This window comes from Sphingomonas taxi, from assembly GCF_000764535.1.
Taxonomy (GTDB): Bacteria; Pseudomonadota; Alphaproteobacteria; order Sphingomonadales; family Sphingomonadaceae; genus Sphingomonas; species Sphingomonas taxi.
In genome coordinates, this window is the sequence record NZ_CP009571.1 from 216,026 (window position 1) to 232,634 (window position 16,609).

The window sequence follows — 16,609 nt, forward strand, 5'->3', positions numbered from 1 at the left end:
CGGCGCGGATGATCCGCGCCGGCCCCATGCCGCCTAGAAGTGGACGTTCGCGCCGAAGCGGAAGGTCCGGCCGACCGCGCCGATCTGCGTATAGGTCGGGTTGTAGTTGGTCGCGGCGTAATTGCCCGCGTTGAGCGGCGCCTTGGCGTCGAGCAGGTTGATGACGTTGAAGTAGAAGTTGAACTTGTCGTTGACCTTGACGCTGCCGGTCAGGTCGACGTCGATGAAGCGGCGGACGTGGCAATTGAAGTTCGGATCGCTGCCGCCGTAGGTGCTGCCGCCGTTGCAATCGGTGGTGCCGAACTGATCGAAGGCGACCGCCTTGTAGCCGGCCACGTAATAAGCGGTGCCGGTCAGCGTATAGGCGCCATATTCGACGCTGTTCTGCCAATTGCCGCGCCATTGCGGCGTGCCCGCGCCCGACGAGGTGATATAGGGCGCCTGCGTGCCGACGAAGTCGCTGTAGGGCTGGTCGGCGCTCGGCTTGAATAGATAGTGGAGGATGTAGGTCGCCTCCGCGCGGCTGGTGACGTGCAGATCGTCGCTCGGATGGAGCTGGACCAGCGCCGACACGTCGATCCCCGAGGTCTTGAGCGCCGCGGCATTGGCGAAGGGCGAGTTGACGAACAGCGCGCGTTGCGGCGCGTTGGGGAAGGCCGGATCGATCGCGTCCGGCGTCACCGAATAGCCGTTGGGCAATTGGGTGCCGGCATAATAAGCCGCGAGTGCCTGGTTCGACAGCGGACCGCCCGAGATCACGTCGGTCTTCTTGATGTTGTAGTAATCGGCGGTGAAGCTCAGCCAGCGCAGCGGCTGGACGACGACGCCGCCGGTGAAGCTGCGCGACAGTTCGGGCTTGATATTGGGATTGCCGACGGTGTTGAAGCCGATCGAATAGCTCTGGTTGTAGGCGCTGCCGCCCGAACAGGTGCCGTCGGTCGCGACGGTGCCGCCATGCTGCGCCTGGATCGAGCAGGGCGCCTTGGTGGTGGTGAAGCCGATCACCGATCCCGACGTCTCGGCGAAGCTCGGCGCGCGGAAGCCCTTCGAGAAGGTGCCGCGGATCGCGAGCTGGCGGAACGGCGTGAACTTGGCGCCGATCTTCGGCGAGAAGCGGTTGTAGCCCTCCTCGTAATGATCGAACCGGCCCGAGCCGTTGATCTCCAGGCTGGTGAGCACCGGCGCGTTGACCTCGAAATAGCCCGATTCCACCGTGCGGCTGCCGACGGCGGTATATTGGTTGAGCCCGATCGTGGTGAGGTTCGGGTTCTGGTTGGGATCGTTCTGCGCCTCGTAGCGGAACGAGCCGCCGACGCCGAGCTGCAGCGGACCGCCGGGCAGCGCGAACAGGTCCTTAGTGATCGTCGCCTGGATCATGTCGAGGTCGCTGGTCGCCTGCGTCCGCACCGCCGGCGACAGCGCGCTGCGCACCGCCGCGCTGTTCTGCGTCGGGTCGACGAAATTGTAGCTGCCGGTGTTGATCGCGTTGGTCAGCGCGGAGAGGTTGAGATAGCCGTTCTGGGTGATGTCGAGCCACGAATGCGCGACCGTCGCCGACACCGAATAGCCCCAGCCGTCGCCGAACCGGCCGTCGATCCCCGCCGCGCCGCGCAGCACGTGGTTCTTGTAATCCGACGAACCCGGTATGTCGCCGAACCGGTAATAGATCGACGCCGGCTGGCCGGTGGCGGCGAAGGGGTTGTTGGGGTTGAGCTGACCGTTGCTCAGCAGCACCGGCAGGACGATGTTCTGCGTGTTGATCGGATTGTACGAGCGGATGTTGGCGGCGGTGCTCGACGCCTTCACCTCGTTCTGGAAATAGGAGGCCATGATATAGGCCTGGGTCTGGTCGTTGACCTGCGCCGTCGCATGGACGGTGACGCCGAAGCGGGTCTGTTCGGGCTGGATCTGGCCATAATCGGCGACGAGATTCTGCTGGCAGCCGTTACCGGCGGTGCCGCTGATCGGCGTCGTCGAGCCGGTGCAGCCATTGGGGTTGAGCACCTGGAACGGCCCGGTCGCCAGCCCCGATCCGGACAGGACGTTGCCCGGCGTCAGCTGCGTCGTCGGCGCGACCACCGCGCTGGTCGTCGTGCCGGGGACGGCGGACCCGGCATTGTTGTTGTCGCCGCCGATCCCGCTCAGATCGGCGGTGTTGAGCGGAAAGCCGCGGTTGCGCGCCCAGATCGGGTCGTCGTGCTGATATTCGCCGCTGATGTAGAGGTTGAACCCCTTGTCCTTGAGATGGCCGGTGCCGAGCGTCAGCGTCGCGCGCTGCTCGCCGCCGTCGCCGCGCTGCGACACGCCGCCCTCGACGGTGCCGTAGACCCCGGTGATCTCCTTCTTCATGATGATGTTGACGACGCCGCCGATCGCGTCGGCGCCATAGCTGGACGAGGCGCCGTCCTTGAGCACCTCGACCCGGTCGACGATCGCGTCGGGAATGGTGTTGAGGTCGACGAACGAACGCTGGCCGTCGTCGGACAGCGGATAATTGGCGGTGCGCAGCCCGTCGATCACGGTCAGCGTCGAATTGACCGTCAGCCCGCGCAGCGACACGCCCGACGAGCCCGCGCCGAAGCCCGAGGAGAAAGCGGTCGGGATCGAGCCGCTGCTGTCCGCCGAGATCGAGCGGATCGCATCGGAGACGGTGGTGATGCCCGCCTTGGCGAGCGAGTCCGCGGTCAACGTGGTGACCGGCGAGGGCGTCTCGGTATCGGTGCGGCGGAACAGCGATCCAGTGACGATGATGTCCGCGCCGGTGGCGGGGGTCGCCTGTGCGGACGGTTGCGCCGTTTGGTCGGGCGCGGCCGCCGCCGGGGCGGCGGTGTCCTGTGCATTGGCGTCCTGGGCGGCGGCCGGGCTGGCCGTGATCGCCATGCCGATCATCGCGGCGGGCAGCAGCACGGGCAGGGCCGCGCCGCGCATCAGGGACGTCCGGATCGGGGAAACTCGGGTCAAGGCTAGATACTCCACCTGACATCCGCGGGACCGGCGACACGGCCCATTGTCGTGTCGCTGTGCGGAAGCAGCACTCGCTGTCGGGCGAGTTAGGAGGGTGCCGAGCCCGGTGTAAACGACCGGAACGAGCGTAATTGCGGAAGCAGATACGGTGTTGCCCGGCCGCTACGGATAATGACGGTTGCATCATTATCCGATACGGACATTATAACTGTCTATTCTGCTAAGTCACGGACGGGGAAGGAAAACTAATTGGGCACGCTGCTGTAAGCAAATTGTCAGCAAAAAGCTGTCATCGAGCTGTCATGTTGCTGGAAAGCGGCTCCTGCCGGGTGCGCCCGGCTTCGTAGGGCTCTGCTGCACAAGATCCGTCGAGAGATCGCCGATGCGCGGGGTGGGAGTGGGCCAAGGGAATGTAACTCGAGCGGATATATCAACAAAATGGGACAGCAGCTTTGGCCCGCCGTTCACCCAAACCGCACCGATAAGGATCCACCACGCCCTGCATTCCTGAAACACCATCGAGATTCGGGAATGGTTGTGGATGGGGCGTTTCCAACCGTCAGCTCTGGACGGATAAGGCGAAAAGCCGCCGCAACGATACAAATGCCGCGGCGATGGCTCTTGATTCTACTCGGCCGGGCACCGCCAACAGATCAGCTTACCATTTTCATCATCGATCCGCTCGCCGACCTGAACGAAGCCGTTGCGAGTGAGCACTCTGCGTGCCGTTGATTGCTGGTGCTCGTTTCCGCCGTCATCGCCGTCACTCCTGGCTTGGGACGATCCGGTTGCGATCGGGACGGGGATGACCGGTCTTGCTAGCTTCGGTCGACCTCTGCGCGCTTGCGAGTGCTCCGGACCTTGAGCAGGTCATGGCGCGAGAGGATGCCGAGAACCCGATTGGTGCCCACCTCGACGATGGGAATGCGCCCGACCCCGCTCTCGACCATCAAATCGGCAACCTCGCCGATCGGCGAGTGCAAATAAGCGATCTGCTGCGACGAGTCGGACAGCGCTTCGGCAAGCGACGTCTCCGGCAGCTCGCTTTCGACCTGCCAGCGCAGCGCATCGGACCTCGACACCATCGCCACCAGTCGCCCAGCCGCGTCCACCACGGGATATGTCCGGTGCGTCGCGCCGTTCCCGAAATAGGCCACGGCATCCTTGATCGACATCGCCCCCGACAGAACGGCGGGATCGGGTGTCATCACCTGCTCCGCTTGCAGGAACTCGTGCGGATCGACCGTATATTCCTGAAGGATGTGGCGGCCGCGGCGAGCGATCTTCTCGGTGAGGATCGACCGGCTCATGATTAGGACGCTGATCGCATAGGCTCCGGTCGCAGCGGCGATCGTCGCCGGCAAGGCGTCGAAATGGCCCGTCAGCTCGACCGCGAACAGCGCGCCGGTCAGTGGTGCGCGCATGGCACCGCTCATCATCCCCGCCATGCCGACCATCGCCCAGAACCCTGTCGACCCGGGCAGGAACTGTCCAAGCAGGGCACCCAGGGCACCGCCCATGATCAGCAAGGGCGCAAGCACGCCGCCCGACGTTCCCGAACCCAGTGCGACCAGCCACACGATCGCCTTCACGACCAGCAGTGCCAGGATGACCCGCACCGCCAATGATCCGTCGAGCAGTGCCTGGATGTTCGAATAGCCTGCGCCGAGGACGCGGGCGTCGATCAGGCCGCCGATCCCGACGACGATACCGCCCAGCGCCGGCCACCACATCCAATGCACGGGCAGCCGGTGGAACGCGTCCTCGACGCGGTAGAGCAACGCGGACAGCAGAGCCGCCTCCAGCCCGACCAAGACACCCATGCCCAGTGCCAGACCTTCGGTCGGCCACCACGCCTGCACGGGTGCCGCCACGAACGGAAAGAGCGGTGCGGCCCCCAGCAGCATGGGCCGCCAAGCAAATGCCACCAGCGTTCCGAGGACCACGGGAACGAAGCTGCGGGGCTTCCACTCGAAGAGGAGGACCTCGATCGCCAGCAGGATCGCGGCGATCGGCGTACCGAATATGCCGGTCATGCCGGCCGCAGCACCGGCAACCAGCAGCGTCTTCCGCTCGGCCGCGCTCAGATGAAAGCGTTGAGCGAAGAGCGATCCGATGGCACCCCCGGTCATGATGATCGGACCTTCCGCGCCGAACGGACCCCCGCTGCCGATCGAAATCGCCGAGGACAATGGCTTGAGGATCGCGACCTTGAGCGACAGACGGCTTTCACCGTAAAGAATGGCCTCGATCGCCTCGGGAATCCCGTGCCCCTTGATCTTTTCCGAGCCGAAGCGCGCCATCAGGCCGATCAGCAGACTGCCGATGACCGGTATCGCGACGACCGCCAGTCCGACACGCGCGTTCACGATCTCAGCCGGTGCGGCCGATATCCTGCCGAACCAGAAGAGGTTGGTGGCGAGCGCGATGAGCTTCAGCAGAACCCAGGCTCCGAACGCAGCGCCGGTGCCGACGACGACGGCCGCTCCGGCGAGCATGATCATGCGCCGGTCGGCGCTATGATCGGCAAGCCGCCTGGGTTCTGGAATGTTGATTGTGGACGCCGTCATACACACCCGCCGGTTCAGGAACGGCAACCGCTTATATCGTGACACGATATACTTCAACGCTTAGGATACTATCGATGATCGATCGGGATGAGCTGACTGACGCCGACTATGCCGCGCTCGCGGATTTTCGGTATGCGCTTCGGCAGTTTCTGGCGTTCAGCGAGCGCGGCGCGGCAAGCTGCGGTCTGACGCCTCAGCAACACCAGGCGCTGCTCGCCATCCGGGGGGCTGCGCATGCGAACGTCACCGTCGGCTATGTCGCCGAGCGTCTGGCCTTGAAGCCGCATAGCGCGACCGGGCTGGTCGATCGTCTGGAGACGCTTGGTCTCGTCACACGTCGGCCATCCCCCGACGACGGCCGACAGGCCTTGCTCGCACCGACGCAGAAGGCTCGAACGCTCTTGCGGGAGCTGTCGGAGACGCATCGCGAAGAGATCCTGCGGCTTCGCCCCATGTTGACCGAACTGCTTGCCCGCATGGATTGATCCAGTCTGCCAATCGCTCTGGTTGCGACATGTGTCGTATCACGATGTATCGCGCATCAGGGAGTCGGCGACATGCTGCCTGCCGAAGCTGAAGAGCAATATCATGTTGCCGCGGAGAAGCTCGATATGACAGCGTAACCCACAACCTATGGCCTCCGGTAAATCCGGGGCGGTTCACCTCGTATCGAGCCGAACCGGGATGGGCGCCATAGGAATGCGCTGCTCGCCTACGTCAACGCCCGTCGTGACATCCAGCGGGTCGATCGGCCGGTGGTCATCGCCGCGCCGTGCGCAGCCGCCGGCGCAGCAGCATCGTCACGACCGGCCGGGGCAGGATGGTCGCCAGCCTCACGAGCCAGCTCGTCACCGCGGGAAAACGATAATCGCGGCGTTCGCGGCGTAGCGCGCGAACGATATGGGCGACGCCTTGCCGCTCCGAAATCTCGAACGGGGACGGCATGTCGTGCGCCCGCGTCCGTTCGGTCGCGACGAAGCCGGGATAGATGCTGACGAAGCGGATGCCGTGATCGGCGAATTCGATGCGGCACGTGTCCATCAGCAACCGCATCGCGCCCTTGGCGGCCGAATAGGGGCCTTGTAGCGGCACGCCCATCAACCCCGCGAGGGAATTGGTATGCGCGATCAACCCGTCGCGCTGTCGCATCATCTGGCGCAGCACGGGAAACAGGTAATGGACGCAGACATCGTAATTGCTCCGCATGTAACCGATGACCTCGCCCGCGCCGATCGTGCGCAGGTCGAGATCGGGCGCGCCGCCGACGTTCATCAAAAGCAGGTCGACCCGCCCGAATTGCGCGATGGTCGCGGCAACCACCACCGCGGCCGCCGCCGCGTCGCGCGCGTCGGCGGGATGGATCGCGCATTGCCCGCCTTGCAAAAGGATCTCGGCGGCGAGGCTTTGCAATTTCGCCTCGCGGCGCGCGGTGGCGACGATCGTCGCGCCTTCGGCGGCCAGATGCAGCGCGACGCCGCGACCCATCCCGCTCGATGCGCCGACGATGAGCACGACCTTGTCCCTGAACATCATCGCCCGTCGCCGATCGGTTTCAGTCCGGCGAGCAGGCGCATCGTCAGTCGCGCGGTCGCACCCCAGGGCGGCCCGAGCCGTTCGAACATGTTGATCGGCCCCGCCTTGTGGACGCCGCGCGCATGGCTGAACCGGCGGAAGCCGTCGCGGCCGTGATACGCGCCCATGCCACTCGGGCCGATCCCGCCGAAGGGCAGGGTGTGCTGGCCGACATGGAGCAGCGTCCCGTTGATCGTGACTCCGCCCGAAGTCGTGCCGTCGAGGATCGCCCGCTGCGTCGCCGAGCCATCGGCAAAGCAATAGAGCGCGAGCGGGCGCGGGCGCGCACGGACGAAGGCCAGCGCCGCGTCGAGCGTGTCATAGGGCTTCACCGGCAGCACGGGGCCGAAGATCTCCTCGCGCATCAAAGTGCAATCGTCGGGTGCGCCGAGCACCACCGTCGGCGCGATGCGATGGCTGGTGGATGCCGGGGCAGGGTGGGTCAGTATCTCGGCACCACAGCGACGGGCTTCCTCGATCGCATCGGTCAGACGCCGGTGGTGGCGCGCATCGATGACGTTGCTGTAATCATTGTTGTCGGCGATCGACGGATAGCGGCGCACCGCAGCCGCCAGCACGCCCTCGGCGAAGCGCCGCGCCGACGCCGCCGGCACCAGCGCATAATCGGGTGCGACGCAGGTCTGGCCGGCGTTGAGATAGCGGCCGAAGGCGATCGATCCGGCGGCGCGTTCGATCGCGTAATCGGGGGCGACGATCGCCGGCGACTTGCCGCCGAGTTCGAGCGTCACCGGTGTCAGATGCTCGGCGGCGGCGCGCAGGATATGGCGCCCGACATTGGTCGATCCGGTGAAGACGAGGTGATCGAGCGGCAAGCCCGACAGGGCTTGCGCCACCTCGACCCCGCCGGTCACGACGGTCAGCCGGTCGGCGTTGAACCGTTCCGCGACCAGCCGGGCTAGCAGCGCCGCGAAGGCGGGCGAGGATTCGGAAGGCTTGATCAGCACGCGATTGCCCGCGGCGAGTGCATCGAGCGCCGGCCCGAGCGTCAGGAACAGCGGGTAGTTCCACGGCGCGATCACGCCGATCACCCCGAGCGGTTCGTACCGCACCCAGGCACTGCCCGGTTTCAGGCTCAGATCGACGCGCCGCGGTTCGTCGCGCATCCAGTGTTTCAGATGGCCGCGGGCGTGGCGGATCGCGGTGATAAGCGGGACGATCTCCAATATGTCGGTCTCGCTCCGCGACCGGCCGCCGAAGTCGTCGGAGATCGCCTGCGCGAGCGCCGGGCGCCCGTCGAGCAGCAGGCCGTGCAGCGAATCGAGCAGCGCCCGCCGCGTCGCAAGGTCGGCGGCGGGTGCCTCGCGCGAGGCGCGATACTGGCGGTCGAAGGCGGCGTGCAACGCCTGCGCGTCGGGGGTCATATCCATCCTCTCCATCATGCGTCGCCGGGCGACACCTTGCGACCCTATGGCGCTCGATCGGATATAACAAGATCAACGCTCACATATAGATGTAGCGTAGTTTATAAAAGCTGATAGGGTGATCGTATCGACTCGGTGAAGAAGTCGACACGATGGAGAGGAGCGACATGGTCGATCGCGAGAGCGTCGCGTCGGCACGGACCGGTGCGTCCGCAGCCGTTGCCTACCGTCTTTATGCCGATGCGCTCGCGGGCGAGCGGCTGCCCGCTGCCTTCGTCGATCTCGACGCGCTCGACCGCAACGGCGAGCGGCTTGGCGCGCGTGCGGCGGGACTACCGGTCCGGCTCGTCACCAAGTCGATCCGCTCGGTGGCGATCCTGCGCTATCTGCTCGCCAGCTTTCCCTATCTGCAAGGCCTGCTCTGCTTCTCGCCCACCGAGGCGGCGTGGCTGGCGGGGCAGGGGTTCGACGATCTCGTCGTCGCCTACCCGACCGTCGAGCGGAGCGAGATCGCGCTGGTCGCGGCGGCGGTACGCGGCGGCGCGTCGATCACGCTGATGGTCGATCATGTCGACCAGCTCGACATCATCGATGCCTGCGCGGCTGCGGCGGCGACCTCGCTGCCGGTGGCGATCGACATGGACGCGTCGACCGCTTTCCCCGGCGTGCATTTCGGTGTCTATCGCTCGCCGGTGGCGACCCCGGCGGCGGCGCTGGCGCTCGCCGCGGAGATCGCGGGGCGGCCCTATCTGCGGCTCGACGGGGTGATGGGCTATGAGGGCCAGATCGCCGGTCTCAACGACGCCGTGCCGGGCCAGGCGGTGCGCAACCGCATCATCCGGACGCTCAAGGCGCGCTCGATCCGCGACGTCCGGCGGCGACGGGGCGCGATCGTCGCCGCGCTGCTAGCGGCCGGACACCGGCTGCGCTTCGTCAACGGCGGCGGCACGGGCAGCTTCGAGAGCACTGCACGCGATCCCAGCGTTACCGAACTCGCAGCGGGATCGGGCTTCTACCTGCCGGGGCTGTTCGATCATTACGCGATCCGCCTCGGCGAGCCCGCCGCGGGCTTCGCGCTGCCCGTCACGCGCCGTCCGACGGCCGGGATGGTGACCTGTGCGGGCGGCGGCTATCCCGCCTCCGGTCCGATCGGGCCCGACCGGCTGCCCAAGCCGTGGCTACCGGCGGGGACGACGCTGATCGCCAACGAGGGCGGCGGCGAGGTGCAGACGCCGGTGCGGCTCGCCGCCGCCGGCGCACTGCCGATCGGCGCCCCCGTCTTCTTTCGCCACGCCAAGGCCGGCGAGCTCTGCGAGCGCTTCGAGACGCTGCTGCTTCTGCGCGGCGGTGCGATCGTCGACCGCGTCGCGACCTATCGCGGCGACGGCCGCTGCTTCTTCTGACCTGCAACGACAGGATTGCGCCAACGGCAAAGGGGATGACGATGACACGGCACGGATTACATTACGGGATGCTCGCCATCGCGCTGGCCGGATCGACCGGCGCGCGCGCGCAGACCGCCGATCAGCCCGCGGCGCCGGCCGAGGGCGATATCGTCGTCACCGCGCAACGTCGGTCCGAACGGTTGCAGGACGTGCCGATCGCGGTGACCGCGATCACCGGCGACGATCTGCGCGAACGCCGCATCGCCGACGTGCTCGACCTGTCGGGCCGCGTCCCCGGCCTGCAGATCCGTTCGGCGGACAATGGCGCCAACCCGCGCATCTTCATCCGCGGCGTCGGCCTCAACGACTTCAACCCGGCGACCGCCAGCGCGGTCGGCATCTACGTCAACGGCGTCTACGTCGCCTCGACGCTGGCGCAGCGCGATGCCTTCTTCGATCTCGGGCAGGTCGAGGTGCTGCGCGGACCGCAGGGGACGCTGTACGGCCGCAACACCACCGGCGGCGCGATCAACGTCACCACGCGCAAGCCGGGCGATACGCCCGAGGGCGACCTGTCGCTCGATTACGGCCGCTTCGATGCGGTGACGTTTCAGGGCGGGGTGAGCGCGCCGGTCGTGCCCGACCTGCTCGCGGTGCGCGTCGCCGGCCTCTACCAGCGCGACGACGGCTATATGCGCAACACGCTCACCGGCGATCGCGGCAACAACGTCGATCGCTGGGCCGTGCGCAGCAGCGCCCATGTCACGCCGTCGAGCACGATCACCGACGATCTCACCGTCAATGCCAGCCGCTCGAGCGGTGGCTCGCTTCAGGCATATTCTCGCTCGCTGATCCCGCAGACCGCGGCGGCGACCGGAGCGGACGGCCTGTGCGCGCCGGCTTTCTACACTTCCGGGCAATGCACCAACATCCTCGGCTACGCCAATACCAGCCGCAACCTCTACGAGGGCGCCTACCGGTTCGAGGGACGCGACCGGGTCAGCCTCTATGGCGTCGGCAACACCGTGTCGGTCGATCTCGGGACGGTCAGCCTGATCGCGGTGACCGGATTCCAGCATGCCACCCGCAACGATCAGGAGGATACCGACGCCAGCCCGGTGCCGGTCGTCGCTGCCTCCTACATCACCCGGCAGGACACGGTCAGTCAGGAATTGCGGCTCCAGTCGAACGGCCACGGCCGGCTGCGCTATGTCGCCGGTCTCTATTATGCGCACGATCTGATCCGCAACGCCTCGTCGTTCGACGTATTGCCAGGCCTGCGTTCGCCGACCGCCGACAATCCGAGCGGCGTCGATCTCGCCGCGGGGATCGGCGACTTCGCCTGGCCATCGCGGCAGGCGACCGACAGCTATGCCGCCTTCGGCCAGCTCGACTACGACCTGACGCCGCGGCTGACGTTGACCGGCGGCCTGCGGTATTCCGCCGATCGCAAGGACTTCACCTATCGCGCCGACGCCGCCGGCGGCAGCATCACCCTGTTCACCTTCGCCGATGCCAAGACATTCGGTGCGTGGTCGGGCCGCGCCGGACTGCAATACCGGTTTTCGGAGGCTGCCAACGTCTACGCGAGCTACAATCGCGGCACCAAGAGCGGCGGCTTCTTCAGCGGCTTCGCGCAGGATCCGTCGCTGATCGGCCCTTACAGGGACGAGACGGTGGACGCTTATGAGGTGGGTGCCAAGACGCAATGGCTCGACCGCCGGCTCGGCCTCAATCTCTCGGCCTTCTATTACGATTACCGCGATCTGCAGGTCTATACCTCGGTGGTGCAGGGGCTCATCACGACACAGCTCTTCACCAACGCCTCGGCGGCGCGAATCTACGGTGCTGAAATCGAACTGACCGCGCGACCGATCGACGGGCTCAACCTCGCCGCCTCGACATCGCTGCTCGACGCCACCTATCGCAACTTCATCTCGCAGGGGGCCGACTATTCGGGCAATCGCCTGCCATCGGCGCCCAGGGTCAGCGTCCAGGCGAGTGCCGACTATCGCAAGCCGATCGGCAGCGGTGCGCTCGTCGCGCGCGCCGATTTGTCCTATCGCAGCCGCGTGTTCTTCGACACGTCGAACGCCGCCCGGCTCGGCGACCCCGCGCGTGCCTTCGTCGACGGGCGGATCGGCTGGCAGTTCGCCGGGGACCGCTACGAGGCGGCATTGTGGGTCCGCAACCTGTTCGACGTACCGGTCATCTCCGACATCACGCCGCTGCCCGCGCTCGGCTTCGACGCGATCGTCGTCGGGCGGCCGCGGACCTGGGGCCTGTCGCTGCGGGCGCACTACTGATGGCGGCACCCACGACCCGCGCGGCCTATGTCGCCGCCTTCGTCGCCGGGGTCTACGGCATCCTGATGGCGGGGCTCGCGCCGCTGCTGCTCGGTACGCTCGTCACCGAGGGTCATCTTACCGCGGCGCAGCTCGGGCTGGCCGCGACCGCCGAGCTGGTGACGATGGGACTCGCCGCGGGCACCGCCAGTCTGCTGGTCGAATGCGTGTCGCCGCGGCTGCTGGCGCCGATCAGCGTGGTGGCGATCATGGTGCTCGACGCCGCGACCGGCCGCGCCACCGGCATCGGCGTCATCCTGATGCGCGCACTCGCCGGCGTGCCGAGTGGCGTGCTGATCGGCCTCGTCACCGCGATGATCGTCCGGTCGGCACAGCCGGCGCGGCAGGCGGGCCTCTATCTCACCATCCAGACGGTGGCGCAGCTCACCTGCGCCGCGCTGATCGGTGGGCTGGTCGCGCAACGGCTGGGCGCGGCGGCGGGATTTCTCGCCGTCGCCGCGCTCGGCGCGCCGGTCGGGCTCGTCGCGCTGTGGACGCCGGCACGGCTGTCACCGTTCGCCGCCGGACGGGGGATCGCATTGCCCGACGTCTATGGCTGGCTGGCGCTGGTCGCCGCCTTCTGCTTCTTTGCCGGCATCCTTGCCATCTGGATCTATCTCGAACCGCTCGCGCATCAGGCCGGGCTGTCGCCCGCCACCGCCGGACTGGCGGTGGTGCTCGCACTGGCGGGGCAGGTGGTCGGCGGCGCGCTGGGTGCCGCGAGCGTGCCGCATTGGCCATGTCGCGTCGTCCTGCTCGGCTCGACGCTCGTGCTGATCGTCGCCGCGGCGATATTTGCGACGTTGCCCGGCGCCACGCTCTTCCTCGCCACCGCAATCCTCTTCGGACTGCTCTGGGCCTTCGCCAGCCCGTATTTCACGCGGCTGCTGATCGACGTCGATCCCAGCCATCGCGCCGCCTTGCTCGGGTCGGCGGCGCTGCTGCTCGGCTGCGCGACCGGGCCAACGCTCGCTTCGCTGAACGTTGGCGATGTCGACGTGCGCGGCTGCCTGCGCCTCGGCACCGGGATGCTGACCGTCGCCGGTGGTATCGTGCTGCTGCTTCCCGTTCTCCGGCGACTGGGCGGGATCGCCTTCGCCCAACCGAAAGATCGATCATGACCGAATGGAGCAACTGGTCGGGCAGCGTCGTCGCGCATCCCGCCGCGGTCGCGCGTCCGCGCGGTCTCGACGAACTGGCGGCGATCGTCGCCGGCGCTCGACGGCTGCGTCCGGTTGGCGCGGGCCATTCGTTCATGCCGCTGTGCCAGACCGAGGGGACCTTGCTGTCGCTCGCCGATCTCGAAGGCGATGTCGAGGTCGCCGCCGACCGCCGCTCGGTCTGGGCACCTGCCGGCTGGAGCCTCGCGCGGCTGACCGACGCTTTGTGGCCGGAGGGGCTGTCGCTCTACAATCAGGGCGACGTCAACCCGCAGGCGCTGGCCGGCGCCGCCGCCACCGGTACCCACGGCACCGGAGAGACGCTCGGCAGCATCGCCACGCAGGTCACCGGTGTCCGGCTGATGCGCGCCGACGGCACGCTCGTCACCTGCGACGCGCAGACCGAACCCGCATTGTTCCAGGCGCAACGGCTCGGCCTCGGCCTGCTCGGCGTCGCCGTGGCGATGCGAATCGCGGTACTGCCGGCCTATCACCTCGAGGAGCGGGTCGAGCGCTGGCCGCTTGCCGTGGTGCTCGACCGGTTCGACGAGCTGGCGGCGGCGTCGCGACACATGGAATTCTGGGTCTTTCCTTATGCGGACCACGTCATCCTCAAGCGGCTGCATCCGGTCGAGCCCGAGGGCCCTTATCGTCACGCCAACGACGTCAACGAGGGCGCCTTCCGCGTCGCCTGCAACATCTCACGGCGCCGGCCGGGGCTGATCCCCATGCTCCAGCGCGGCATGATGCACGCGATCGGCGGCCCGAAGCGCCGCGTCGGCCCCGCCTATCGGATCTTCGCGCAGGAGCGGACCGTGCGTTTCGAGGAAATGGAATATGAGGTGCCGCGTGCCGACGGGCTGGCGACGTTGCGCGAGGCGCTCGGCTACGTCCGAAAGGCGCGGCTGCCGCTTTCCTTTCCATTCGAGGTGCGTACCGTCGCGGGTGACGATATCTGGCTGAGCCCGTTCCACGCCGGACCGTGCCTGTCGATTTCGGTCCATCAATATGCCGGCATGCCGTGGCGCGATGAGTTCGCCGCGGTCGAGTCGATCCTGCGCGGCGCGGGCGGGCGGCCGCACTGGGCGAAACGCCACACGCTCGATCCGGCAAGCGCGCACGCGCTCTACCCGCGGCTCGCCGACTTCCTCGCGGTGCGCCGCGACGTCGATCCGGAGGGCAAGTTCGTCAACGCCTTCTTCGGCCGGCTGTTCGCCATCAGGGGGTGACAGGGCGCGGCGACAAACGGCCGTTTGCCTTCGGCGGCGTGGCAAGCCACAGCGATCCCGTCATGGTCCAACCACGCCGACTTCCGATGCAGGAGCGCAGTCTCCGCCGCCGCGAGGCGATCCTCGTCGCCGCGCAGGAGCTGCTCGTCACCGAAAACCCCGAGGATCTCGCAATGCGCGAGGTGGCGCGCCGCGCCGGGATCTCGATCGGCTCGCTCTATCAATATTTCCCGTCGAAGCCCGCGATCCTGCGCGCGCTGGTATTGCGCAATCTCGAGAAGGTCGGCGAACTGCTGCGCACCGAGGTGGAGACGCTGCTCGCCGATCATGGTGGCCGGCCGACGATCGTACAGGCCGTCGACCGGATCATCGACGCGTATGTGAACCATTATCGCAGCCATCCCGAGACGATCGCGGTGTGGGCCGGGGCGCAGGCCGATCTGGAGCTGCGCCGGCTCGACGTGATCGATACGCATGCCACCGCCGACTTCATGGTCGCGCCGATGATGATCCTGCTATCGTCGTCCGACCGCGATCGGATCCTGTCGGCGGCGCTGCTCATCACCGAACTCGCCGGCCATGCGGTGCGGCTGGCGCTCGCGGTCGAGTCGCCGATGACTGAGCGAATCGTCGCGCAATTCAAGACGATGGTCGTCGCGGTCCTCGAAGCCAATCGCGAGGCGGGTTAGCGCGGCGTCATGCTCCGCTTCACCTCCAGCCGCAGCCCGAGAAGGAAGGCGATTTCCGCCACGACGAACAACGGCCCGACGATCAGGCCGGACAGATCGTCGACGAACGCCGGTTTGCGGCGTTCGAAATAATGGCCGACGAATTGAAACGCCCAGCCTACCACGAAGGCGCCGATCCCGATCCCCAGCCACGCGCCGGTGGACAGGCCGGCGACCGCGACGCCCACCCAGCAGCTCAGCGCGAGCAATATGGTCATGACGAGCCCGAACCGCAGGTCGAGCCTCAGATAGAAGACCGCGACCGCCGCCGACAGCAGCATCGCCGGTGTCAGCGACATACCCCCGCCCACTGCGATCGCCGGCCGAGACGCGAGGATCGCGATCGCCAGCACGATCAGCGGTATGCCGAGCATATGCGTTGCGATATTGCGTTCGTCGCGATGATAGTCGGCATAAACGGACAAATGCCTCACGAGGTCGGTCATCGTGATTCTCCTCTGGTCTCAAATGACGATAGTTGATGCGTGCGGTTGCGACTGTCGCATGGGCGACATCGGAAGCGCGCGGTGACCCGCGACGCCATGCTGGCCATCCTCGCCGAGGGGGCGTGGTTCAACCGACTGTCGCCGTCCTTCCGTGCGGCGTTGCTCGCGGACGGGCGGGAGATGCGGTTTGCGGCGGGGGCGCCGGTCTTCTGGCGCGGCGACACCGCCGACGGGCTTTACGCGGTGCTCGACGGAGCGGTCGAGATCGGTGGGGTCGATGCGGCCGGTCACGCCGCGACCTTGATCCATGTGCAGCCGGGCATGTGGTTCGGCGAGATCGCGCTGATCGACGGCATGGCGCGCACCCACGACGCGATCGCGGTGCGCGAAACGATGTTGCTTTGCGTTCCCCGCGGACCGCTGTTTGCCGGTCTGGACCAGCGGCCCGGTCATTGGCGCGAATTGGCGTGGCTGACCACGGAGAAACTCCGTCTCAGTTTTCGGGCGGCCGAGGCCGCATCGCTGCTCAGCGCGCCGCAGCAGGTGGCGACCCGGTTGATGATGATGGTCGATGGCTATGGGGGCACGGGCGCGCGCCATACCACGCTACGGCTTTCGCAGGAGCAACTCGCGGCGATGCTTTCGCTGTCCCGTCAGACGGTCAACCGCATTCTAAAAGCGCTCGAACAGAATGGCGTAATCGCCGTCAGTCATGGCCGAATAGACATCGTGGATCTTCCGTCGTTACGAACAATCTGCGAATGACTGACAGGTCTCCCGTGATCCAAGGTGAAAGCTATGCTGTGTACAGGGCTTGGTGCTTGCCGA

General features: G+C 67.0%; 12 protein-coding genes. 7 read left to right on the forward strand and 5 right to left on the reverse strand.

The annotated features are described in order from the left end of the window. Positions 1–33: 33 nt before the first annotated feature. Both MC45_RS00950 and MC45_RS00955 read right to left on the reverse strand, forming a co-directional pair. Entirely contained in the window at positions 34–2,928 is a 2,895-nt protein-coding gene (locus tag MC45_RS00950; protein ID WP_038658467.1) for a TonB-dependent receptor domain-containing protein, read from the reverse strand. Positions 2,929–3,782: 854 nt separating this feature from the next. Next, on the reverse strand, positions 3,783–5,468 hold the full coding sequence (locus MC45_RS00955; protein ID WP_156143733.1) for a chloride channel protein: 1,686 nt from the start codon (positions 5,466–5,468) through the stop codon (positions 3,783–3,785). Between the two features lie 140 nt (positions 5,469–5,608). Here MC45_RS00955 and MC45_RS00960 point away from each other — a divergent pair, with 140 nt between their 5' ends. Continuing rightward, positions 5,609–6,019 (forward strand): MarR family winged helix-turn-helix transcriptional regulator, encoded by a 411-nt coding sequence (locus MC45_RS00960; protein WP_038658471.1) that lies wholly within the window; start codon positions 5,609–5,611, stop codon positions 6,017–6,019. A 274-nt stretch (positions 6,020–6,293) separates the two neighbouring features. Here MC45_RS00960 and MC45_RS00965 read toward each other — a convergent pair whose 3' ends face one another. After that, positions 6,294–7,067 carry an SDR family NAD(P)-dependent oxidoreductase gene (locus MC45_RS00965; protein ID WP_038658472.1) on the reverse strand — a complete coding sequence of 258 codons (774 nt, stop codon included), beginning with the start codon at positions 7,065–7,067 and terminating at the stop codon, positions 6,294–6,296. Next, positions 7,064–8,488 (reverse strand): coniferyl aldehyde dehydrogenase, encoded by a 1,425-nt coding sequence (locus MC45_RS00970; protein WP_038666127.1) that lies wholly within the window; start codon positions 8,486–8,488, stop codon positions 7,064–7,066. Before MC45_RS00970 ends, MC45_RS00965 begins: the two co-directional genes overlap by 4 nt. A 152-nt stretch (positions 8,489–8,640) precedes the next feature. On the opposite strand from MC45_RS00970, the gene MC45_RS00975 reads away from it, so the two are divergent. From MC45_RS00975 to MC45_RS00995, 5 genes are all read left to right on the forward strand, one after another. Then, positions 8,641–9,891, forward strand: coding sequence for an alanine racemase (locus tag MC45_RS00975; RefSeq protein ID WP_038658475.1), 1,251 nt, complete (start codon positions 8,641–8,643; stop codon positions 9,889–9,891). A gap of 68 nt (positions 9,892–9,959) precedes the next feature. Further along, entirely contained in the window at positions 9,960–12,179 is a 2,220-nt protein-coding gene (locus MC45_RS00980; RefSeq protein WP_038658477.1) for a TonB-dependent receptor, read from the forward strand. Continuing rightward, positions 12,179–13,339, forward strand: a complete 1,161-nt coding sequence (locus tag MC45_RS00985) for an MFS transporter (RefSeq protein WP_052075449.1) — start codon at positions 12,179–12,181, stop codon at positions 13,337–13,339. The genes MC45_RS00980 and MC45_RS00985 overlap by 1 nt, the downstream gene beginning before the upstream one ends. After that, complete coding sequence (locus MC45_RS00990; RefSeq protein WP_038658480.1) at positions 13,336–14,607, forward strand: D-arabinono-1,4-lactone oxidase; 1,272 nt, start codon at positions 13,336–13,338, stop codon at positions 14,605–14,607. Before MC45_RS00985 ends, MC45_RS00990 begins: the two co-directional genes overlap by 4 nt. Positions 14,608–14,693: 86 nt before the next feature. Beyond that, entirely contained in the window at positions 14,694–15,296 is a 603-nt protein-coding gene (locus MC45_RS00995; protein WP_038658483.1) for a TetR/AcrR family transcriptional regulator, read from the forward strand. Here the strand turns inward: MC45_RS00995 and MC45_RS01000 are convergent. Beyond that, positions 15,293–15,781 (reverse strand): Mpo1 family 2-hydroxy fatty acid dioxygenase, encoded by a 489-nt coding sequence (locus MC45_RS01000; protein WP_052075450.1) that lies wholly within the window; start codon positions 15,779–15,781, stop codon positions 15,293–15,295. The genes MC45_RS00995 and MC45_RS01000 overlap by 4 nt on opposite strands. Before the next feature lie 81 nt (positions 15,782–15,862). Between MC45_RS01000 and MC45_RS01005 the strand changes: the two genes are divergently transcribed. Continuing rightward, positions 15,863–16,546, forward strand: a complete 684-nt coding sequence (locus tag MC45_RS01005; RefSeq protein ID WP_218916685.1) for a Crp/Fnr family transcriptional regulator — start codon at positions 15,863–15,865, stop codon at positions 16,544–16,546. Positions 16,547–16,609 lie beyond the last annotated feature (63 nt).

What these genes read in the sequence shown, in the direction of transcription:
- MC45_RS00950 (WP_038658467.1), bottom strand. Translation starts at nt 2,928, where the DNA reads ATGCGCGGCGCGGCCCTGCCCGTGCTGCTGCCCGCCGCGATGATCGGC.
- MC45_RS00955 (WP_156143733.1), bottom strand. Translation starts at nt 5,468, where the DNA reads ATGATCATGCTCGCCGGAGCGGCCGTCGTCGTCGGCACCGGCGCTGCG.
- MC45_RS00960 (WP_038658471.1), top strand. Translation starts at nt 5,609, where the DNA reads ATGATCGATCGGGATGAGCTGACTGACGCCGACTATGCCGCGCTCGCG.
- MC45_RS00965 (WP_038658472.1), bottom strand. Translation starts at nt 7,067, where the DNA reads ATGATGTTCAGGGACAAGGTCGTGCTCATCGTCGGCGCATCGAGCGGG.
- MC45_RS00970 (WP_038666127.1), bottom strand. Translation starts at nt 8,488, where the DNA reads ATGACCCCCGACGCGCAGGCGTTGCACGCCGCCTTCGACCGCCAGTAT.
- MC45_RS00975 (WP_038658475.1), top strand. Translation starts at nt 8,641, where the DNA reads ATGGAGAGGAGCGACATGGTCGATCGCGAGAGCGTCGCGTCGGCACGG.
- MC45_RS00980 (WP_038658477.1), top strand. Translation starts at nt 9,960, where the DNA reads ATGCTCGCCATCGCGCTGGCCGGATCGACCGGCGCGCGCGCGCAGACC.
- MC45_RS00985 (WP_052075449.1), top strand. Translation starts at nt 12,179, where the DNA reads ATGGCGGCACCCACGACCCGCGCGGCCTATGTCGCCGCCTTCGTCGCC.
- MC45_RS00990 (WP_038658480.1), top strand. Translation starts at nt 13,336, where the DNA reads ATGACCGAATGGAGCAACTGGTCGGGCAGCGTCGTCGCGCATCCCGCC.
- MC45_RS00995 (WP_038658483.1), top strand. Translation starts at nt 14,694, where the DNA reads ATGCAGGAGCGCAGTCTCCGCCGCCGCGAGGCGATCCTCGTCGCCGCG.
- MC45_RS01000 (WP_052075450.1), bottom strand. Translation starts at nt 15,781, where the DNA reads ATGACCGACCTCGTGAGGCATTTGTCCGTTTATGCCGACTATCATCGC.